Origin of the sequence: Secundilactobacillus similis DSM 23365 = JCM 2765 (assembly GCF_001311075.1) — a bacterium.
GTDB lineage: Bacteria > Bacillota > Bacilli > Lactobacillales > Lactobacillaceae > Secundilactobacillus > Secundilactobacillus similis.
The window spans coordinates 1-20,933 of record NZ_BBAD01000061.1 but is presented as its reverse complement, the minus strand read 5'-3'; the positions used below and the strand labels follow the sequence as shown (position 1 = coordinate 20,933).

The following is a 20,933-nucleotide window of genomic DNA, read 5'->3' as shown; positions in this document are numbered from 1 at the left end:
TCCTTTGGCTCAGGCCGGCCCCACAGCAGGAACCTAGCCGCTTACCGGAATCGACAGTTCAAGCAAATCACCGCACTTCACAAACTGAACAGCAGAATGCTTACGCTGGACACAAGCGTAAGCAAAAGTAAGCAAAAGTAAGCAAAAGTAAGCAAAAAAACAGATACCAACTCACGGTGAGTTAGTATCTGTTTTTAAATATCATAATCACTATCAAGCATTGGTTCAAGTTTCCCCAACAAATAGCCGTTGCCCGTTTGCGAGAAGAAGTCGTGGTTGGCCGTTGAGGTTGAAATACCGGCCATGACGTCGGTGTTGACGTCATCGGCGGTATCTGGAAACAACGGATCTTGTCCGAGGTTCATGAGGCTTTATTGGCGTTGTAGCGGATAAAGGTCAGGACGTCAGAGGTCCAACCGACTTGATCGTACACCAGATGACTGTACTGTTCTTCATTTTCGTATAGTTCATATAAAAAGGTGTACATCCAATCCTTCAACGATTGACGCTCAATATCAGTCAGTTGGTTAAACGCAACTTGGAATTTGTAACCGATGTAAGTGCCGTGAACCGATTCGTCCCGGAGAATCAGCTTGACCATTTCGCCAACGTGGGTCAGTTTGTTATGGCCAAGGTAGTATAGCGGTGTGTAGAAGTCCGAATAGAAAAGGAAGGTTTCCAAAAAAACGTTGGCAATCTTTTTCTTGAGGGGCGCATCGTCATCGTGATAGAGATCGCGAATGCGAATCGCTTTGGTTTGAAGTAGGTTTTCTGAATCACTCCAATCAAAGATGGCCTGCGTTTCTTCCGGGGAATTTAAAGTTGAAAAAATCGTGGAATAGCTTTTTGCGTGAATGGATTCCATAAACTGAATGTTGTTGAGAACCGCAATTTCGTGTGGCGTTTTAGCGTCTTGACGAATTGCGGCCATGCCATCTTGAGACTGTAGCGTATCAAGCAGGTTGAGCCCACCAAAAATATGGCTGATGACCCAACGGTGAGTATCGTCCAGTGTGCGCCAATCATCAAGGTCTTTGTCGACGGGAATCTGGGTGTCTAACCAAAATTGTTCGGTTAACTTTTCCCAGGCAGCGCGATCGATAACATCGTCAACCTTTGTCCAATTAATTGCTTTATAAGTGTCTGTCATTGGTTCTTAAGCTCCTTTGAGACGAATCCAACGTCGATCTCGCTAATGTTCATCAGGGACCATAAGGCAACTGGTACATTGATTAGCGCCAAATTCACCATCGGTTTCGGTTAAAATTTGGACCCCGTAAAGGGACTTGAGGCCAGCTTTGTGGGCGTAGTGTCGTAAAATACTGAGGTCGCGAGTCGAGAGTTGGTCGGAGTGACCACGCTTCCAGTCGTAAAGCTCAGGCGAACAGGTTGCGCGAAGTCGAAGTGGCAGTGCCAGACCTTGATCAACGTGGGCCTGCGCGGCCGCATAGATTTGAATCACTTGGCGCATGTCCGTGTCATAAGCAGCAACGTAGTAGGGCAACGTATCGTTAGATAGTCCTGGTGCCGGATAGTACAGCTTGCCGACAGCGGGGAGCTGATAGGCCGTGACCCGGTTCGCGATTGGCGAGAGGGCAACCGTTGTATCGTTCATAATGGCCGTGGTTGTATCAGCTGTAACGGCTAATCGATTTTGATGGTAGAGGCCGTCTTGCATGACACGTTGTTGAAGGGCTTGCCAATCCGCAATGGTCGGTAGCGTAATGTGCTTAAACAGCTGTTTAACGGTGTTTGATTGTGGCTGGCAGGGGGCCTTGGGATCAAGATAGCGTTCAAAGTAAACGCCGGAAGCGTAGTCGCTGTTCTCGAAACCGGTAAAAGTTTGGTGACGGTCGTGAGCCAGCTTAGTAGAAGCCATGAGCGTCCAATAGTTGAGGAGCATAAAGTAAAGATTCGTAAATTCAAGGGTCTCAGGTGCGCCATATTGGAGGTGCTGGCTGGCAAAGTAACTGTGAAGCCCCATTGCGCTAAGCCCAAGGGTGTGCGTCGCTTGATTACCCGCGGCGACGGTGGGGATCGCGGCTAATGCGGCTTGATCACTAACGTTAGTCATTGCCCGAACCATGGTTTCAACGGAATGACCAAAGTCGGGACTCGCCATTAGGGCACCAACGTTGGTGGCAGCTCGGCTTGTTGCGTTGTCACGACCGAGATTGAGGTAGTCTTGGTTAGCGGTTAATTCAGGGGTTGCCTGAATTTGAAAACTACTAGTTCCGAGATCGCTCAGTAGGATTTGACCGTCAATGGGATTGGCTTTATTCGCTGTATCGATATTAACGATGTAGGGCATGCCAGACTCTTGTTGGCACTGGCTGATTTTACTTTCCAGATCTCGCGATTGAAGTGGCCATTTTTGAATCTGTGGATTTTGAACCAGCGCATCGTACTCATCAGACAGGTTAATCTCTGAGAATGGCACGCCGTACTCGCGAGCGACGTCGGCCGGGCTAAAACAGTACATTGTCATGTCAGCGCGACACAGTTCATAGAACAAGTCGGGAACGATGATGCCGATTGCGAGTGATTTTAGCCGGGCCTGAGTATCGGCGGTATCTTGTTTAGTCGCCAGAAACGTTAAAATATCGGGATGAAAAACGTTTAAATAGGCGACGCCGGCAGTGTCCCCCGTTGGTCTTGGGTAGTTCAGACTGCTTCAATCAATTGCATGATGCCGACGATACCGCCGGAGGTACTGGTCGCTTCTTTTGAGGAACTGATATTGGTTAGATTAAAGCTGACATCGCCCCCAAGTTCTGAGAGTTGTAAAGTGGTATTCAATGCACGTCCGATACTGTTGAGGTCGTTGGCAATTTGAAGGGTGAAACCGCTTAATAGGGTGCCCTTATCGTGACGACCGGCATTTTTAAACGGTGTTGCGGCTGGCTGGAATCGACGGTGCAAGAGTTCATCCGCACAGTCCATGGCAAGGTGTTCATCACCATTTGCCCCGGCTAACGCAACTAAGGCAGGTGGTCAATGGGCGTTTCCAAATACTGTTGACCATCCCGCGTCTTTAACGCAAAGTTCGTATAAAAGGTGTAGGCGGCCATGAAACTTTGAAAGTGATACGATTGGGAATTGAGGTAATCATAGAGTGAGGTGATGAACGCAAAATCGTATTGATTAATACAGTCAGCATCGAGATAGTCGTTGTCAATTAAATAATTAAACCGGTTGCGCAGCGATGCAAAGGTCATCGTATTGGGGGCAACGTTTTGCTCAAGAAACGCGTTGAGCGCATCTCGATCGGTTGGTAAATTGATCTGATCATCTAACGGAATGTTTAAATCGCGGTTGAGATCAAAATACGTGGTGTTTTTAAGATCCAGTAAGGTCATGTGAACGCACTCTTTTCTATTGATTGGGAGGGGCGTCGAAAAAAGTGGCGCATTCGCTAAACGAGTTGTCACCACTTCCTTGTTGTTATCAATTAACTGGGAGCATGGTTTAGCAAACCACGTGCCGTTTAATCAGCAGGAAGTCACCAAGTTAAATACTTGTATTAATACATAAATTTTACACCCATGGGGGTAAATTTCAACCGGTGGTGCCGGTTTTTTATGCTAAACTAAAGCCTTGAGATTAATTATAACGGATTTGACTAAATAGGGCACACTTTGGATGGTTAACGGGCAATTGAAGTGAGTGAAATAAGGAGTGACACACAGTAATGGATGAACAAACGAAGTTTATGCGCGAAGCACTCGCAGAAGCGAAAAAGGCGGCGTTGATCGGTGAAGTGCCGATTGGAGCAGTGGTGGTTCACGATGGTCAGATCATTGGTCGTGGACACAATTTGCGAGAACATAGTCAAGAAGCGGCGTTGCACGCAGAATTGCTGGCGATCGAAGAAGCCAATCAGTATTTAAAAAGCTGGCGCCTGACCGGGTGTGACCTGTACGTGACCCTCGAGCCTTGCGTCATGTGCAGTGGGGCAATTATCAACGCACGGTTGGATCGCGTCATTTACGGTGCGCGAGACCCGAAGGCCGGTGGCGTTGCGAGTTTATACGAACTTTTAAATGATCAGCGGCTAAACCACCAAGTCGATGTGACGGAGGGCGTTTGCGCTGATGAGGCCGGTACATTATTGAAGACGTTCTTTAAGGCTGCCCGGAAACGGAACAAGGAACGTAAACGGCAGCGCAAGGCGTTGGCCAATGGTAACCAAGCTTAGAGTCGAAATCGTGACCTACTAAGTATCGTGGAACGAATGTCTCGAGCGTCGTTAGTTGTTGGCAATCAGTAAGAATCTAGAATTTAGCCTAGCTATTCATTGATGGACGTGATAAACTAGTAGTTGCCGCAAGGCCTTGAAGCAAGGGTAGCCTTACGAATCGTGTCAGGTCCGGAAGGAAGCAGCACTAAGTTTGCGTTGCTTTGTGCTTCAAGTTGATATGATGATGAACGGGAATGTGATTCCCGATTAAAAGTGGAAACGAATGTTCAGTTATTGGACGTTCGTTTTTTGTTTTGTTGGGCGAAATGTGGTGCTGTGGGTCGCCAAAACTTGCTGGGATCAGTGGGGCACGGAGACCAGGCGATATTCATCATTTGACTGTACGTTCACAGTGGTATTTAAACCCAAAAGACTATATAATGATAGGTTGTATATAGATCGTAAAATTGGCATAAAGAATAGAGGAATGTGTGATGAGTTACCAAGCCCTGTACCGGGTATGGCGGCCTCAACGGTTTGATGAAATGATCGGTCAATCGCTGATTACGCAAACCCTGAAGAACGCCATTAAAACGAAGCAAATCAGCCATGCGTATTTGTTTGCGGGACCACGAGGCACCGGGAAAACGTCCGCTGCGAAGGTGTTTGCAAAGGCGGTCAACTGTCAGTTTCAAAAAGACGGGGAACCCTGCAACGAGTGTGAGACCTGTAAGGCAATCACGAAGGCACGTTAAACGATGTGATCGAAATCGATGCCGCTTCGAACAACGGGGTCGAAGAGATTCGTGACATTCGCGATAAGGTCAAATACGCGCCAACCGAGGCGGAATACAAAGTCTACATTATTGACGAAGTCACATGCTGTCGACTGGTGCCTTCAACGCACTGTTAAAAACGTTGGAGGAACCGCCAGCAAACGTGATCTTCATTCTCGCGACAACGGAACCCCATAAGATTCCGGCAACGATTATCTCGCGGACCCAGCGCTTTGATTTTAAACAGATTCAGGCCAAGGATAGTTTGTCGCGGATGACGTACATCCTCAATGAAAAACAGGTTGATTACGATGAAGAAGCCCTTAAAGTGATTGCGAAGGCTTCTGAAGGCGGGATGCGGGATGCGTTGAGCATCTTGGATCAAGTCATTTCGTTTGGTGATGACTCGGTCACTTTGGAAAACGCGTTACTGGTTACCGGCGCCGTACGTAAGCAATTACTCGTGGATTATTTAACTGCGGTGATGCATAACGAGACGCAACAGGCGTTAGTGACGGTTCAAGAGATATTAGCGGATGGCAAGGATCCGGAACGGTTTACCGAGGATCTCGTGAACCTCACTCGTGATCTGTTACTGTATCAGCAGTCACCAGAGTTGGTGGCCCAAATTGAACTCGATCAAGTTGATGATCAGTTCAAAGCGTTAGCAGAAGCAATCACGCCTCAGCAACTGTACGCAATTATCGATGCGTTAAATGATATCCAGCAACAAATGCGGTTTACGACCCATGAAGACGTTTATCTAGAAGTGTTAACGGTTAAGTTGGCGGGCCTACAACAAACGGCTGCACCGGCAACAACGGCAGCGGCTCCAGCTAATTCAGCAGAGCTTGATCAACTGAAAGCGGAAGTTCAGACGCTAAAACAGACGGTGGATCAACTTCAAACAGCGGGGGTTCAGGCCGCACCAACAGCAACGAAGCCAGTAGCGCCTAAACCAGCGACTAAAATCAATCGTAAGGTTAATCTAGGACAGGTTTATCCAGTACTTGAAACGGCAACGCGACAAGACCTGTCGGCGTTACAAGAAGTTTGGCCAGAGTTAATGAGCTTCTTAACGGTGGCACAACGGGCCGTGATGCACGCGTCAAAACCGGTTGCAGCGAGTCAGGAAGGCGCAATTATTGCCTTTGACTTTGATTTTCTGCTGCAACATACTGACCGTGAGTTAACGGATGCGCTTGAAAATGGGTTGGATCGACTGACGCATAAATCACCTAAGTTGGTCTTTGTGCCGATCGATGAGTGGCCTCAGATTCGTAAGACCTTCATTCAGCAGCATAAGCTGACCGGGCAATCGACGGGTGAGACGCCTGAAACGGATCAACAGTTATCAGGTGAGGCGTCAACTGATGCGCAAACGCCAGCCAATGAGTCACAACCAGCACCGGTTGTCGAACAAGCGAAAGCGTTGTTTGGTGACGTTGTTGAAGTTAAACAAGACTAATTAAATAATTAAAGGTGGTTATTAATATGATGCGTGGTATGGGTAATATGGGTAACATGATGAAACAAATGAAGAAAATGGAAAAGCAAATGGCTGAAGAACAAAAGGTCATGGAAGCCAAGTCATTTGATGGCGTTTCGCCTGATGAACTGGTCAAAGTGACTTTTTCGGGCAAACGGCAGATGACGGACATGACCATTGATCCACAAGCTATTGATCCTGATGATCCAGATATGTTAAGCGATTTAGTATTAGCGGCGGTTAACGATGCCCTTACTAAGATCGATGAAGAAGGTCAACAAACGTTGGGTAAGTACACCAACAAGTTATCTGGGATGTAGACAAAGCGAGGTTACCTATGCAGTATCCGGAACCAATTGCACAATTAATTGATAGTTACATGAAATTGCCGGGAATCGGCCAGAAGACCGCGACCCGGTTGGCTTTTTACACCATTGATATGAACAACGATGATGTGACCCGGTTTGCTAAGTCACTGATTTCGGCAAAGCGGGACCTGCATTTTTGCTCGATCTGTGGTAATTTAACGGAGGGCGATCCCTGCGATATTTGTCGGGATAAGACCCGTGACCAAAGTCAGATTCTGGTGGTCGAACAGGCCAAAGACATCATGATTATGGAAAAAATGAAGGAGTACCATGGGTTATACCACGTGTTAAATGGCGTGCTCTCGCCAATCGAGGGCAAGGGGCCAGAAAACCTCAACATTGCCAGTTTGCTGAAGCGACTTCAAAGTAATGAGGCCGTGAAGGAAATTATCGTTGCCACGAACGCAACGCCGGAGGGTGAAGCAACCGCGATGTATTTATCACGATTGATCAAACCAGCTGGCATCAAAGTGACGCGGTTGGCACACGGGTTATCCGTAGGTACCGATATTGAGTATGCAGATGAAATGACGTTGTTTAAAGCCGTTGAAGGCCGAACTGAAATGTAGTCAGGAAGTGATCGCGTGTTTGGCGCAAAGCAACAAAAATTACGACGAGAATATGATGACCGGCTGTTAGAAACCATCGAACGGGTCAAAGAAGAGTGGGACCATGCGAAGCAAACTGAATTGGCGGTGGCCGATGTGGACGAAGAGATCACATCGCAAGCAAGTTGGCTCGGCAAAAATACCTGTTTTTATACCGAGAAGCCCGGTTACGACAGGTCCACGGCCATCACATCCAAGCGTCAGTGTTTGACTTCTAATTGAGACGGATTCGGTTCCTTGACCCAAAGTTTTAATGGTCAGGAACTGGCGACGTCTTCTAGACGATTTTGGGCCTGGTCAACTGGTTCAAAATCGTTTTTTTATGATAAACTAACAAAAATTAATTGATTAAGTAAGGGTGGGTCAGCATCGTGGCAGGTTTATTGATTACCTTTGAAGGACCAGATGGTGCCGGAAAAACAACCGTTTTATCGGCAATTGTAAAACAGTTAACACAAGACTACGGTTCACGGCTGGTCGTGACTCGTGAACCGGGTGGTAATCAGATTTCTGAAGCCATCCGCCACATTATCTTGGATCCTAAGAATACTGAAATGGACGTCCGGACAGAGGCGTTGCTTTACGCAGCGGCAAGACGTCAGCACATTAACGAAACGATTGCACCAGCGTTGGCTGCTAATCAGGTGGTGTTGTGTGACCGGTTCGTTGATAGTTCAGTGGCCTATCAGGGCGCTGGTCGAGAAATCGGTGAAGATGCCGTTTATGAGATGAACCAATTTGCAACGGATGGGCTGACGCCTGATTTGACGTTATACTTTGATGTACCATCTGAAGTTGGCTTGGCTCGAACGCGCACGAGAGAAAAAGCGGTTGACCGGTTAGATGCAGAAGCGTTAAGTTTTCACCAGCGCGTTCGGGCATCGTACTTGAGATTAGCGCAGGCCAATCCAGAACGAATTAGGACCATTGATGCCACACAGCCATTAGCGACGGTGATTGCGGAAGCTGATCAGCTTGTTCGCCGGGCAATCACTCAGGCATAGAGGGGGAATAACGGATGAAAATGATCATCGCAATTGTTCAAGATAAGGATGCTAACCGGTTACGGACCGCTTTCATCAAAGCCGAGATTCAGGTGACCCGGTTGTCAACAACCGGTGGTTTCTTAAAGTCCGGTAATACCACGTATATGATTGGAATCGAAGATGAACGGGTACAAGAAGTCCTGGATTTGATCCACGAAACGTCGCGCACCCGTCAGCAATTTATGACGCCGCCCGTGAATTTGGATGCTCAGATGGATAGCACCTCTGGCTACCCGGTTGAAGTTCAGGTTGGTGGGGCAACGGTGTTCGTACTCCCAATCGAACAGTTTCATCAATTTTAGTAGGAGGCCCTTGTGACGGTAGAAGTAGACAGTCAGTTGAATACGGTACAAGAAGCAACGCAAAAACAACCCGTGTTGGCAGCGCACTTTATGAGGCTTGTGGCCACTCAGCGGTTGAGTCATGCGTACCTGCTAGCGGGGCAAACGGGCTGCGGTAAACGGGCCGTTGCGCAGATGGTCGCCATGCGGCTTTTTTGCGAACACCCGACTGAAACGGGTGAACCATGTGGGACGTGTGCGGAGTGTCACCGAATTCTATCAGGTGACCATCCCGACGTCGTGATGGTGCAACCCGATGGGCAACGCATTAAGGTCGATCAGGTCCGCTATATCAAAGATGAGTTCGCCAAAAGCCCGGTTGAAGGCGCAATGAAGGTGTTCATTATCGAAGGCACCGAAACGTTGACGACGAGTGCAGCAAACGGCTTGCTAAAATTCATTGAGGAACCCGTTGACAACCGGGTCATCTTTTTACTGACCACTAACAAGAGTTTGATCTTACCAACGATTCAATCTCGTGCGCAGGTTGTGGAGTTTTCAGCGATTCCAACGCCGGTTTTTGCCCAAACGTTGCGGCAACAACAGGTTTCCGAAAACCAAATTGGACTCGTGAGTGCGTTGACCAATAGTGAAACGGACGCGATGGCGTTGGTCGCGGATAACTGGGTGGGGGATTTACAGCATGAACTCGCTCGGTGGTATGGTCAACTGGCTAAACAGGACCCCATGGCGTTTGTGACGGTTCAAACGGGCTTAGTCCCGTTGGCAACGGATCGTAACCGGCAGTCGGTAGTCTTGGATGCCTGATCGTCCTTTGGCAAACCACGTTGCGGCTCAAGTACCAAACGGCAACCGAAACACCAGCGTTTCCAGAGTTGACCGCGACCATGACTACGGTGGCCCAATCGCTAACTCAAAAGAACCTACTCGCCATTTTGACGGCGGCGTTGGCAACCAAAAAGGCCCTGGCCGGGAACCTCAATTTCCAGACGATTTTGGAAACGTTGACGTTAAATAGCTTGAATTTGTTGGCGAAATCGTAGCGGTTTCTTGTCGGACCTCGCACTTAGGGGTATACGACTTTGGTAAACGTGGTTACAATGAAAGTAATTAGAAATAAAACAGTTATCCAGAGATGGACTGATCAGTGACAACGGCAAGCCGACGTCACGTACATAATCGGTTGCCATTTTCAAAAAGAGGGGTGCGCACGTGAAAAAACCAGACGTTTATGAAGATCTAAAGGCACTTCAACTGAACATGGATCAGCTGATTACTCAGTTTGAGCAGGTTCAAGAAGAAGTGACGGCAACGTTGGAGCAAAATGCAGAGTTAACCATTGAAAATCAGCATTTGCGTGAACTAGTCAAGCGTGAACATGATCAGGCAATTACACCGGGAAACCAAGAGCCCCAGTTATCAAAGGGCCTGCAGAACTTGGTAATGCTGTATGATCAAGGGTTTCACATCTGTAATGATTTTTATGGCGAACGTCGTAAAGATGAAGAAGAATGTGCGTTTTGTCTCAGTGTCCTCTATGGCAAACGGTAGTAGATAAAGGAGTTTTAGTGTGCAATCACAATTAAGTTTCTCACCGCAACAAACAACCGGGACCTTGTATCTGGTGCCGACCCCAATTGGCAACTTGGGTGATATGACGTATCGAAGTGTTGAAACGTTAAAAGAGGTTGACGTTATTGCGGCTGAAGATACCCGTAATACGCAAAAGTTACTGAACCATTTTGAAATCGAGACCCCTCAAATTAGTTTTCATGAACATAATACGCAGGAACGAATCCCGCAACTGGTTGCCCGACTGACAGCTGGTGAAAGCGTGGCTCAGGTGAGCGATGCTGGGATGCCATCGATCAGTGATCCAGGCCATGAATTAGTGGTGGCTTGTATTGCGGCTGAAATTCCGGTGGTGCCATTACCGGGTGCTAACGCTGCGTTGACGGCGTTGATTGCTTCGGGTGTTTCACCACAGCCATTCTACTTCTTTGGCTTCTTAGATCGGAAACCAAAGTTGCAACGTGAAACGTTAGCCAAACTGGTCAATCGGCCAGAGAGTTTGATTTTCTATGAAGCACCACACCGGTTGGCTAAAACGTTGACCGGATTAGTTGATGGCCTCGGTGGATCTCGGCAGGCGTCACTTTGTCGTGAATTGACGAAGCGCCACGAAGAGTTTATTCGTGGTAGTCTCGATGAACTCTTAGCGTGGGCCAAATCATCTGACCAGGTTCGCGGTGAATTTGTGATTATCGTGAGCGGCAATGCTAATCCGGGTGTGGATGAAGAAGCACCAGACTTTAGTCAACTCACCATTGAAGAACACGTCGATCAATTAATTGATCAGGGCCAAAAAACAAACGAAGCCATTAAAAACGTTGCCCATTTACGGCAGCTGAAGAAACAAGAAGTTTATCAGATCTATCACCATATCGAAAAGAATTAGAGGAAGACGAATGGGCGCGAACACGTTTAACGAAACACACCAAATTACCTTTTACGAAACGGATGTTACCAACACGGTAACGCCATCAATGTTGATCAACATGATCATTTTAGCGTCGGAGGATCAAACCACCTCACTTGGCGTCGGCAGTGACGTCGTCAGCCAACTTGGCATTGGCTGGGTTGTGACGCAGTACAAAATCGACATTACAAGAATGCCACAAGTTAACGAAACCATTACGTTGACAACGCGCGCAACTTGTTATAACCGCTACTTTGCTTTCCGTGAATTTTGGGTACATGACGAGGCCGGTAACGAATGCGTGCACGTCGAAAGTATCTGGGTCACGATGAACTACGAAAGTCGAAAAATTGTGACGATTCCGGAAGCCATCATTAAACCATTTGAATCAGAACAGGTTAAAATGATTCCCCGTTTGGGTCGACCAAAACGGTTAACGGATGCGGATCAAGTGATGACGAAGCAGTATGGTGTTCGGTATTTTGACATCGACGGTAACGGTCACGTGAACAACTCACGCTACTTTGACTGGTTACTCGATGCGTTGCCAATGAGCTTTTTAACCCGGCACGACTTGGTGTCACTCAATATTCGGTTTGAAAACGAAGTTCAGTATCACCATACCGTAACGAGTGAGGCGGCCTTAGTAACTGATGTGACCTCGTCGATCACGACTAAGCACCGTATCACGATGGCGGATGGTGAAGTTGCGACTGAAGCAGAGTGTCGTTGGGTACCGAAACAAACGGCGACTGAACCTCAGACTGATTAAAAAGGACTACTCAGCTGACATTGAGTGGTCAAAACAGGCGAATGAACGAAGGGGACTATCGAGAAATGAATGTACTGGCATTAGACACGTCAAATCGGCCGTTAAGTGTGGCGGTCATGGCGGATGATCAGGTTTTGGCCACCACGACGGTAACGGTGAATCAAAAACACGCGGCGCAGTTACTACCGATCATTGAAGAATTGATGCACACGGCAAAACTGACACCACGGGATTTGACACGGGTCGTTGTCGCCGATGGCCCTGGGTCTTACACGGGACTTCGGATTGGTGTCACAACCGCGAAAACGTTAGCTTCAACCTTAAATATCGAATTAGTTGGGGTCTCAAGTTTGGCCGCGATTGCCGCCAATGTCACCACGGATCAGCAATTAGTGACGGTTTTGTTTGATGGTCGTAACGATAACGTTTTGCGGGTGTTTATCGCATCGTTGATCAACAGCCCGTTGCGGTCATCGCTGATCAACACATCGCGTTTGAAGACCTACTGCAAAAATTAGTGGCGTTGGATGAAAAGGTGGTTGTTTTAGGCGATCTTGATAACTTCCAAGACCGATTGGTACAACAGTTGGGTGACCATTTCGTTGCGTTGCCTGCCGTTTGGAGCTTAACCAGCGCCGCTCAGGTTGGTCGACTTGGCCAAGCTTTACCGCCAGTAACGGACGTGGACGCCTTTGTACCACGCTATCTACGATTGACCAAAGCAGAAGCGGATTGGCAAAAGCAACACCCAGAAGAGGATCATAACGACTATGTTGAAAAAGTTTAAAAACTGGTACCGCCAAATTTTTCAGGTGCAAGAAGCGAAATACCAAGATGTTTTGGACATTAAAAACCACGAGGTTCAGATTCAAGACGTGGACTATTTTCTCGCCAAGGCTCAATTTACCGATATTCCGGAGATGCTCGGCATTGAACGGGCAGTTTATGGCGGCAAAACGCCGTGGGATTCGGCGGCATTTGCGAGTGAACTTCGTCGCGAAACGGACCGCTTATATTTAGTCATGAGACGACATGATCGGTTATTGGCCTTTATTGGGTGCACGTTTAACGAAGTGAAAAGTGATGCCCATATTACCAACATTGCGGTCGTTCCCGATTATCAAAGTCGTGGCCTGGGGCATTTTTTGATTCAAATCATGATCAAAAAGCCCAACATTTGGGCTTAAACCAACTATCGCTGGAAGTTCGTCGGAGTAATGTTCGGGCGCAAGCTTTGTATCAGGATCTCGGGTTTACGAAAGCGGGTATCAAAAAAGGGTACTACTTTGGTGACCATGAGGATGCCGTGGATATGGTGTTGACGTTGAGTGACGCTGATGATTGAACCAATCGTTGAACTCGTTGCGGCACCGATTGCGCTTGAGCGGGACCTCGCGCAAGCGTTTTGGACAACTGCCCAAGCTGCCTATCCAACTGGTGAGGCGTGGCCGTTAGCGAGCTTTGAACGCGATTTACAGGCGGCTCACCGGCGATACGTCGTGCTAACGGTTGATGGACAAGTCGTCGGCTATCTAGGCGTCATTCAGGTGCTTGATCAAGTGGATGTGACGGGGATTGCGGTTCATCCAACGTATCAGCGACAGGGATTGGCCATCCGGTTATTTGAAACCCTACTCGCCAATCTTGACGCTGGGACGATGGTATTTTTAGAAGTTCGGCAATCGAACCTGCCAGCGCAGCGGTTGTATCAGCGATTGGGCTTTCAGGTGATTGGGACGAGACCAGCTTATTATCAGCATCCAAATGAAGACGCAATTTTAATGAAATTAACGGTTTAACCGGTAAATGAGTGAAGGGAGTATCAGCTAAGTGGAACGGAACTTGATTTTGGCCTTTGAGTCAAGCTGTGATGAAACCAGTGTTGCAGTGATTGAAAACGGGGAGACAATTTTATCAAACATTGTTGCGACCCAAATTAAAAGTCATCAACGATTTGGTGGCGTTGTTCCGGAAGTGGCCAGTCGCCACCATATTGAACAGATTACGGAATGTATCTCAATGGCACTGGCTGAAGCCAGGTAACGTACGATGAGTTATCAGCGGTTGCAGTGACTTACGGTCCAGGATTGGTTGGCGCGTTGTTGATTGGGGTAACGGCGGCGAAGACCGTGGCGTTTGCCCACAACTTACCATTGATTCCGGTCAATCACATGGCAGGGCACATTTACGCGGCTCGGTATGTGAAGCCAATCGAATTTCCAGCGTTGGCCCTCTTGGTATCAGGCGGGCACACCGAACTCGTTTATCTTGCGGAGCCCGGTAAGTTTGAAATTATCGGTGAAACGCGTGATGATGCAGCGGGTGAAGCCTACGATAAAATCGGTCGCGTGTTAGGTATCAACTATCCGGCCGGTAAAGAGGTTGACCGATTAGCGCATCTGGGAGAAGATACGTTTGATTTTCCACGGGCAATGGACCACGATGACAGCTTTGATTTTAGCTTCAGTGGCTTGAAGAGCGCCTTCATCAACACGGTTCACCACGCGGATCAAATTCACGAAACGTTGGATCGCAACAACTTAGCTGCCAGCTTCCAACAAGCGGTGGTTGACGTGCTTGCTGACAAGACGGTTCGGGCATTGCAGGCTTTTCCGGATGTTCACCAGCTGATTCTAGCGGGTGGGGTAGCGGCAAACCAAGGGTTGAGAGATCGCTTAACAACGGAACTTGCAGCGTTCAAGAACGTTGAACTCGTTAAAGCGCCAATCAAATTATGTGGCGATAACGCGGCAATGATCGGTGCCGCAGCCTATGTGTCATACCAGCAACAACAATTCGGCGACGCAACGTTGAATGCGGAGCCGGGGTTGTCGTTTGCGTATAGAGCGTGAAACAAGGCGGTTATAAGGTGGAGTATAAGGCGTCCCCAACAAGTTTGCCCGGTTTTTGGGTAAGCTTGTTGGGGACGCCTTATATGCAACCTTTTGCCTTGTTTCGCGCATTTCGGCGCAGATGCCAGAACGTACTATAGAGATAATTCAAGTGTAGTAAACGATTTTAGCCATATGAATAATTAACTCGCGCCGAAACCAACGGTGCCAGAGGCTCGACACATAAGGCAACAACGATAGTCTTACTGGGGCTACTTTATACATAACGGTCTGCTGCTCCTCACGCATTTCGGCGCGGATGCCGGAAAGCACTAACGGAAACAATTCAATTTTAGTAACCGATTTTTGTCACATAACCAATTCGCTCGCGTCGAAACCAACGCTGCCAGGAACGCTAACGTGTAAGAAAACAATGGTTTTAAATCATAGTAGCTAGCGCATTAACCAGGCTTGAACCCAAATAGCTTAAGCACAGCCAATCAATTTTTTATCCGTAAACAAAAAACCGATGACCGTCCACTCAGACAGTCACCGGTTTTTTAATTTTAAAACGTAACGCCATTACTTGTTACTTTCATTCAACTCTTCCAACGCCATCGAGTTCTCTTCCCAATCAGTTTCCACCTGTTCAATCTCGGCAGTTACCGCAGTTAATTGGTTTTGGAGCGTATTCATCTTTTGCGGATCGTTGAATGTTTCTGGTTTAGTCATTTGCGTTTCTAACTCGGTTTGTTCATCACTGAGTTCAGTGAGACGCTGCTCTAGCGATTCAACGGCCCGGGATAGTTTACGTTGCTGCTTTTGTAATTCTTTTGATTGTTGATAGTTTTGCTTACTTTGGCTAACGGTCTTCGTCGTGGTCACCGGGGTATCAGGTGATTCATCCGCTAACTTTTTCGCGGCGAGGGCTTCTTGTTCCTCTTTTTTCTCAAGGTAGTAATCATAATCACCCAAGTAAAGCTCAGAACCACTGGCAGAGAGTTCCACAACGGAGGTGGCGACTTGGTTAATAAAATACCGGTCATGGGAAACGAACAGGATCGTGCCGTCAAAATCGTTTAGCGTGTTTTCCAACACCTGCCGACTATCAATGTCCAAGTGGTTGGTCGGTTCGTCAAGAATCAAGAAGTTGTCGTGATTCATAGCCAACTTGGTCAACAAAAGTCGGGCCTTTTCACCACCACTTAAACTGTGGACCATTTTATCAACGTCTTCGCCAGTAAAGAGAAAACTACCTAAAATGGTTCGAATATCGCCTTCGGGAGTCGTGGGGTGATCATCCCAGAGTTCGTCTAACACGGTTTTTTTATCGTGAAGGGAACGTTGTTCTTGGTCGTAGTAACCCGTATCAACGCCGGTGCCAAAGGTTACCTTACCCCGAATTGCCGGAATTTTACCCAGAATTGTTTTGAGTAGGTTGATTTACCAACGCCATTGGGGCCGACGATGGCAATCGCTTGATGCTTGTTAATATCGAGGTTAACGGGATCCGCCAAGACGTTATCGGGCGAATAGCCAACTGCTAAATCATCAACGGTTAACACGATATTCCCGCTTTGTCGGTCCGGAACAAATTCAAAGTGGGCTACTTTATCGTCAGTTTCTGGTCGATCTAAGCGGTCCATTTTTGCCAATTGCTTCCGCCGAGCTTGAGCCCGCTTAGTGGTGGACGCTCGAACGATGTTTTTATTGACGAAATCTTCGAGTTTAGAGATCTTATCCTGTTGTTTTTCGTACTCTTTCCATTCCCGTTGTAGACGCGCAGCCTTTTGGTCAACGTAGTTTGAATAGTTGCCGTGATAGTGGGTCAACGTGCCAATCGACATATCGTAGACTTCTGTCACAATGCGGTCGAGGAAGTACCGGTCATGGGAGACGATGAGTAGGGCACCTTTGTAGCTTTGAATGTAACCTTCAAGCCAGGTGAGCGTTTCAACGTCCAAGTGGTTGGTCGGTTCGTCCAGTACCAGAAGGTCGCGTTTTTCAAGCAATAGCTTGGCGAGTGCTAACTGGGTCTTTTGACCACCAGATAGTTCAGTAATGGAGCGGTCGTAGTCGGGTTCGTCAAATTCGAAACCGTGCAGGACCCCCCGAATCTCAGCCCGGTAGCCGTAGCCGTTTTGGTTTTTAAAATTCGTTTGTAGTTGATCGTAGGTTGCGGAAATTTGGGCAAATTGCTCAGCGTCATTGATGACGTCGGGATCACTCATCTGTTCTTCCAGCTCGTGCAACTTAGCCTCTTGTTCCTGAAGGGCCTTGAAGACGCTGGCCATTTCTTCCCAAATCGTGCGGTTGGAATCAAGCCCGGTATCTTGGGCTAAGTAACCGATCGTGATGCCCCGTTTAGAAATAATTTGACCTTCGTCTGGGGTTTCGCCTTCAGTAATCATGCGAATGAGCGTCGATTTACCGGCACCGTTTCGACCAACAAGCGCAACGCGGCCGTGTTCGGGCACGTCCATGCTGACATTAGAAAAAAGGGTATCGGCACCGAATCGCCGTGTCACTTGTTGGACTTGTAATAACATGTTGAATCAGCCTGCCTTTCGAATGAATCACAATATAGGATATCTTCTAATTATAGCATGGTTTTTGCTTAAGTTGGCCGAACGGATGGGAAATGGCCTAGTGGCTTGCGTAATTAGAATCAGGTTAAGCAAATAAGTGGGTAACGATCATCATCAATCTAAGTATGCGCTTTCACGAACATCTCATTCTGATGGTAAATTAAGAAAAGCAACCGGCAATCACGTGCTATAATGAGACTAATTATTTTCACAACGTCCCCAATGAGTTATCAATAACTGGATGAAATTGGCTGAATTAAAGGCAATCTATGGTAACTTGATAAAAAATTAACCTTGTGAAATCATTGAAGTAACACGCTTTTGCCATGGTCGGTAAGGGGAGGTTGCCGGTTTTTTATTGAAAAGCATTTCACAAACTTCGTGATTATGCTACAATTGACTCGGATGATAATTTCACAAGCAGTAATCATTTAATGGGTTAGCTATTATTGAAGTTGAGATCATTTTTAGTTACCAAAATTCACAAGGAGGATATTTAACTTGACTGAAACAAAGATTCCAAAAGCGACGGCCAAACGGCTACCAATCTATTACCGGTACCTCAACATCTTACGGGATGCTGATAAGACCCGGGTTTCCTCGACCGAACTTTCCGAAGCCGTTAAGGTAGATTCGGCAACGATCCGGCGCGATTTTTCCTACTTCGGCGCCCTCGGTAAACGGGGTTATGGCTACGACGTTGATAGTTTACTTAAATTTTTCAAGAAGATTTTAAACCAGGATAAGCTGACTAACGCAGCTTTAATCGGGGTTGGTAATTTAGGGAATGCGTTGCTCAACTTTAATTTCCACCAAAACAGTAACGTGCGAATCAGCGCGGCGTTTGATGTTCGTGATGATTTGGCCAACACCGTTAAGAGTGGTGTGCCAATTTATCCAATGGACGAATTGCGGCAACAATTGAACGATCAACAAATCAAAATCGTTATTTTGACGGTGCCTGCTGAAGTTGCACAGGATGCAACCGATGAAGCAATTGCGGGTGGTGTTCGCGGTATCTTGAACTTTACCCCAATTCGGGTTTCAGTACCAACCAATGTCCGGGTTCAAAACGTTGACTTGACGAACGAATTACAAACTTTAATTTACTTCTTAGACCACTATAACGAAGAAGCTTAATCTGAACTGACTGATAACGGATTTTCCGGAATTAGTCAGTTTTTTTGTGGCCATTTTTAACAGCTCAAAAGGCATGATAGCGTTAATTCTCAAGGGTGAGTTAAAAAACGATTGAATTTTTCGGGAATATCTTGGTTAAATAACTTGCAATTGAAAACGAATAATTTTATAGTAGTACTTGTGATTAGCACTTATGTTAGGTGAGTGCTAACAGTGCTAAACTTTACATTTATTGGAGGGATTCAAGTGTTAAAACCATTAGGAGACCGTGTGATTTTACAAGCACAAGAAGAAGAAGAAACGACTGTTGGCGGCATCGTACTTGCAAGCAATGCTCAAGAAAAGCCACAAACTGCTAAAGTAATTGCCGTTGGCGAAGGCCGCGTGTTGATAATGGTGAAAAGGTTGCGCCAATCGTTAAAGAAGGCGACACTGTCTTGTTTGATAAATACGCCGGTACTGAAGTGAAGTACGCGGACGCGACTTACTTGGTCGTTCACGAAAAGGATCTTGTCGCAGTCGTCGACTAATCCAGTATTTAAAACGCTGAACTTAAATTAACAACTATTTTATGAGGTGAAGATAAATTATGGCTAAGGAACTCAAGTTTTCTGAAGACGCACGTTCAGCAATGTTACGTGGCGTTGATAAATTAGCAGACACTGTTAAGACCACCATTGGTCCTAAGGGTCGTAACGTCGTTTTGGAACAATCATACGGCAACCCAACCATCACTAACGATGGGGTAACGATTGCTAAGGCAATTGAATTGTCTGATCACTTTGAAAACCTCGGTGCTAAGTTAGTTGCCGAAGTTGCTTCAAAGACCAACGATATCGCTGGTGATGGGACAACGACTGCCACTGTTTTGACCCAAGCAATCGTTAACGAAGGCATGAAGAACGTTACTGCCGGTGCTAACCCAGTTGGTATCCGTCGTGGGATCGAAAAAGCCACTGAAGCTGCTGTTAAGGCTTTACATGAGATGAGCCACAAGGTTGCGACTAAGGACGATATCGCCCAAATCGCTTCCATTTCATCAGCTAACCAAGAAGTTGGTTCATTGATCGCTGACGCCATGGAAAAGGTTGGTAACGACGGGGTCATCACCATTGAAGAATCACGTGGTGTTGATACGAGTCTTGACGTTGTTGAAGGGATGCAATTTGATCGCGGCTACATGTCACAATACATGGTTACCGATAACGATAAGATGGAAGCCAACCTCGACAACCCTTACATTTTGATCACTGACAAGAAGATTGCCAACATTCAAGACATCTTGCCATTGTTGCAAAGTGTTGTTGAACAAAGCCGTTCACTTTTGATCATCGCTGATGATATTACTGGTGAAGCTTTACCAACCCTTGTTTTGAACAAGATGCGTGGGACGTTCAACGTTGTTGCTGTTAAGGCCCCAGGCTTTGGCGACCGTCGTAAGGCGCAATTACAAGATATTGCCGTCTTAACTGGTGGGACTGTTATCACCGACGACCTTGGTTTGAACTTGAAGGACGCTACCCTTGAACAACTTGGTCAAGCTAACAAGGTTAACGTTACCAAGGACAACACGACCATCGTTGAAGGTGCCGGTTCTAAGGAACAAATCGAAGAACGGGTTGCTGAAATCAAGTCACAAATCGAAGGCACAACTTCTGAATTCGACCGTGACAAGCTAAAGGAACGTTTGGCTAAGATGGCCGGCGGTGTTGCTGTTATCCGTGTTGGTGCCGCAACTGAAACCGAATTGAAGGAACGTAAATACCGGATCGAAGATGCCTTGAACGCTACTCGTGCAGCCGTTGAAGAAGGCTTCGTTGCTGGTGGTGGGACTGCCTTGATCAACGTCATTGGTGACGTGGATAAGGTCGAAGCAGAAGGCGATGAAGCAACCGGTGTTGCCATCGTTCGTCGTGCTTTGGAAGAACCTGTTCGTCAAATCGCTGAAAACGCTGGTCTTGAAGGTTCAGTTATCGTTGAACACTTGAAGACGTTGGATGCCGGCATGGGTTACAACGCTGCAACTAACGAATACGTTGACATGGTTGATGCCGGAATCGTTGACCCAACCAAGGTAACGCGTTCAGCACTTCAAAACGCCGCCTCTGTTTCAGCCTTGTTATTAACGACTGAAGCCGTTGTTGCTGACGAACCAAAAGATGACGCTGCGCCAGCTGCCCCAGCCGCACCAGGCATGGGCGGTATGATGTAAGCCGACTTAACTTATGATAATTAAGGAACCACCTCATTAAGTTGGGGTGGTTTTTTGTTTATGTTTGTATCCAGCGTAAGCATGTTTAGTTTGTGAAATTCAGTGATTCTGGTTTTATATAGTGAAAGGATGCCGCGGGAGA

Annotated in this window: 14 protein-coding genes, 1 other RNA gene and 8 pseudogenes; 20 read left to right on the top strand and 3 right to left on the bottom strand. The window is 47.1% G+C overall.

The genetic code is table 11. The features are described 5' to 3' along the window. Nucleotides 1-194: 194 nt before the first annotated feature. Together nrdF and nrdE are read right to left on the bottom strand one after the other, a co-directional pair. A pseudogene (gene nrdF, locus JCM2765_RS12145) lies at nt 195-1,150 on the bottom strand (class 1b ribonucleoside-diphosphate reductase subunit beta). A 42-nt stretch (nt 1,151-1,192) separates the two neighbouring features. Beyond that, nucleotides 1,193-3,359 (bottom strand): annotated as a pseudogene (nrdE, locus tag JCM2765_RS12140) (class 1b ribonucleoside-diphosphate reductase subunit alpha). A 332-nt stretch (nt 3,360-3,691) separates the two neighbouring features. Between nrdE and tadA the strand changes: the two are divergent. The 17 genes and pseudogenes from tadA (at nt 3,692) to tsaD (ending at nt 14,872) form a co-directional block, all read left to right on the top strand. Further along, entirely contained in the window at nt 3,692-4,198 is a 507-nt protein-coding gene (gene tadA, locus JCM2765_RS12135; protein ID WP_054736971.1) for a tRNA adenosine(34) deaminase TadA, read from the top strand. A 133-nt stretch (nt 4,199-4,331) separates the two neighbouring features. Continuing rightward, nucleotides 4,332-4,418, top strand: an RNA gene (gene ffs, locus JCM2765_RS16790) — signal recognition particle sRNA small type. A gap of 256 nt (nt 4,419-4,674) precedes the next feature. Beyond that, nucleotides 4,675-6,424 (top strand): annotated as a pseudogene (gene dnaX / locus JCM2765_RS12130) (DNA polymerase III subunit gamma/tau). A 26-nt stretch (nt 6,425-6,450) separates the two neighbouring features. Beyond that, nucleotides 6,451-6,765, top strand: coding sequence for a YbaB/EbfC family nucleoid-associated protein (locus tag JCM2765_RS12125; RefSeq protein ID WP_054736970.1), 315 nt, complete (start codon nt 6,451-6,453; stop codon nt 6,763-6,765). Between the two features lie 17 nt (nt 6,766-6,782). Then, a complete protein-coding gene (gene recR, locus JCM2765_RS12120; RefSeq protein ID WP_054736969.1) occupies nt 6,783-7,382 on the top strand; it encodes a recombination mediator RecR in 600 nt (199 codons plus the stop codon). A gap of 15 nt (nt 7,383-7,397) precedes the next feature. Further along, complete coding sequence (locus JCM2765_RS12115) at nt 7,398-7,643, top strand: YaaL family protein (protein WP_439646172.1); 246 nt, start codon at nt 7,398-7,400, stop codon at nt 7,641-7,643. Between the two features lie 146 nt (nt 7,644-7,789). Next, the gene (tmk, locus tag JCM2765_RS12110; protein WP_173585548.1) at nt 7,790-8,425 is read left to right on the top strand and encodes a dTMP kinase; all 636 of its coding nucleotides are present in this window, start codon (nt 7,790-7,792) and stop codon (nt 8,423-8,425) included. A gap of 14 nt (nt 8,426-8,439) precedes the next feature. Continuing rightward, nucleotides 8,440-8,769 carry a cyclic di-AMP receptor DarA gene (gene darA, locus JCM2765_RS12105; RefSeq protein WP_054736967.1) on the top strand — a complete coding sequence of 110 codons (330 nt, stop codon included), beginning with the start codon at nt 8,440-8,442 and terminating at the stop codon, nt 8,767-8,769. Nucleotides 8,770-8,781: 12 nt separating this feature from the next. After that, nucleotides 8,782-9,576: a DNA polymerase III subunit delta' gene (gene holB / locus JCM2765_RS12100; protein WP_054736966.1), complete on the top strand. Its 795-nt coding sequence runs from the start codon at nt 8,782-8,784 to the stop codon at nt 9,574-9,576. A gap of 20 nt (nt 9,577-9,596) precedes the next feature. Continuing rightward, a complete protein-coding gene (locus JCM2765_RS18320) occupies nt 9,597-9,812 on the top strand; it encodes a hypothetical protein (RefSeq protein ID WP_054736965.1) in 216 nt (71 codons plus the stop codon). Between the two features lie 169 nt (nt 9,813-9,981). Continuing rightward, nucleotides 9,982-10,320 (top strand): DNA replication initiation control protein YabA, encoded by a 339-nt coding sequence (locus JCM2765_RS12090; protein ID WP_082405121.1) that lies wholly within the window; start codon nt 9,982-9,984, stop codon nt 10,318-10,320. Nucleotides 10,321-10,339: 19 nt separating this feature from the next. Then, complete coding sequence (rsmI, locus tag JCM2765_RS12085) at nt 10,340-11,227, top strand: 16S rRNA (cytidine(1402)-2'-O)-methyltransferase (RefSeq protein WP_054736964.1); 888 nt, start codon at nt 10,340-10,342, stop codon at nt 11,225-11,227. 10 nt (nt 11,228-11,237) lie between these two features. Beyond that, nucleotides 11,238-12,020 carry an acyl-[acyl-carrier-protein] thioesterase gene (locus JCM2765_RS12080; protein ID WP_054736963.1) on the top strand — a complete coding sequence of 261 codons (783 nt, stop codon included), beginning with the start codon at nt 11,238-11,240 and terminating at the stop codon, nt 12,018-12,020. 65 nt (nt 12,021-12,085) lie between these two features. After that, nucleotides 12,086-12,807, top strand: a pseudogene (gene tsaB, locus JCM2765_RS12075) (tRNA (adenosine(37)-N6)-threonylcarbamoyltransferase complex dimerization subunit type 1 TsaB). Beyond that, nucleotides 12,791-13,365 (top strand): annotated as a pseudogene (gene rimI / locus JCM2765_RS12070) (ribosomal protein S18-alanine N-acetyltransferase). The pseudogenes tsaB and rimI (JCM2765_RS12070) overlap by 17 nt, the downstream one beginning before the upstream one ends. After that, nucleotides 13,358-13,819: a ribosomal protein S18-alanine N-acetyltransferase gene (rimI, locus tag JCM2765_RS12065; protein WP_054736962.1), complete on the top strand. Its 462-nt coding sequence runs from the start codon at nt 13,358-13,360 to the stop codon at nt 13,817-13,819. Before rimI (JCM2765_RS12070) ends, rimI (JCM2765_RS12065) begins: the two are co-directional and overlap by 8 nt. 31 nt (nt 13,820-13,850) lie before the next feature. Continuing rightward, nucleotides 13,851-14,872 (top strand): annotated as a pseudogene (tsaD, locus tag JCM2765_RS12060) (tRNA (adenosine(37)-N6)-threonylcarbamoyltransferase complex transferase subunit TsaD). 561 nt (nt 14,873-15,433) lie between these two features. Here the strand turns inward: tsaD and JCM2765_RS12055 are convergent. Beyond that, nucleotides 15,434-17,400: pseudogene (locus JCM2765_RS12055) on the bottom strand (ABC-F family ATP-binding cassette domain-containing protein). Nucleotides 17,401-17,940: 540 nt separating this feature from the next. Between JCM2765_RS12055 and JCM2765_RS12050 the strand changes: the two are divergent. The 3 genes and pseudogenes from JCM2765_RS12050 to groL all read left to right on the top strand — a co-directional run bounded on the left by JCM2765_RS12050 (nt 17,941) and on the right by groL (nt 20,791). After that, a complete protein-coding gene (locus JCM2765_RS12050; protein WP_054736961.1) occupies nt 17,941-18,579 on the top strand; it encodes a redox-sensing transcriptional repressor Rex in 639 nt (212 codons plus the stop codon). 204 nt (nt 18,580-18,783) lie between these two features. Further along, a pseudogene (gene groES / locus JCM2765_RS12045) lies at nt 18,784-19,109 on the top strand (co-chaperone GroES). Between the two features lie 59 nt (nt 19,110-19,168). Further along, nucleotides 19,169-20,791: a chaperonin GroEL gene (gene groL, locus JCM2765_RS12040; protein WP_054736960.1), complete on the top strand. Its 1,623-nt coding sequence runs from the start codon at nt 19,169-19,171 to the stop codon at nt 20,789-20,791. Nucleotides 20,792-20,933: the final 142 nt, after the last annotated feature.

What these genes read in the sequence shown, in the direction of transcription:
- rimI (WP_054736962.1), top strand. Translation starts at nt 13,358, where the DNA reads ATGATTGAACCAATCGTTGAACTCGTTGCGGCACCGATTGCGCTTGAG.
- JCM2765_RS12125 (WP_054736970.1), top strand. Translation starts at nt 6,451, where the DNA reads ATGATGCGTGGTATGGGTAATATGGGTAACATGATGAAACAAATGAAG.
- groL (WP_054736960.1), top strand. Translation starts at nt 19,169, where the DNA reads ATGGCTAAGGAACTCAAGTTTTCTGAAGACGCACGTTCAGCAATGTTA.
- recR (WP_054736969.1), top strand. Translation starts at nt 6,783, where the DNA reads ATGCAGTATCCGGAACCAATTGCACAATTAATTGATAGTTACATGAAA.
- tadA (WP_054736971.1), top strand. Translation starts at nt 3,692, where the DNA reads ATGGATGAACAAACGAAGTTTATGCGCGAAGCACTCGCAGAAGCGAAA.
- JCM2765_RS12080 (WP_054736963.1), top strand. Translation starts at nt 11,238, where the DNA reads ATGGGCGCGAACACGTTTAACGAAACACACCAAATTACCTTTTACGAA.
- darA (WP_054736967.1), top strand. Translation starts at nt 8,440, where the DNA reads ATGAAAATGATCATCGCAATTGTTCAAGATAAGGATGCTAACCGGTTA.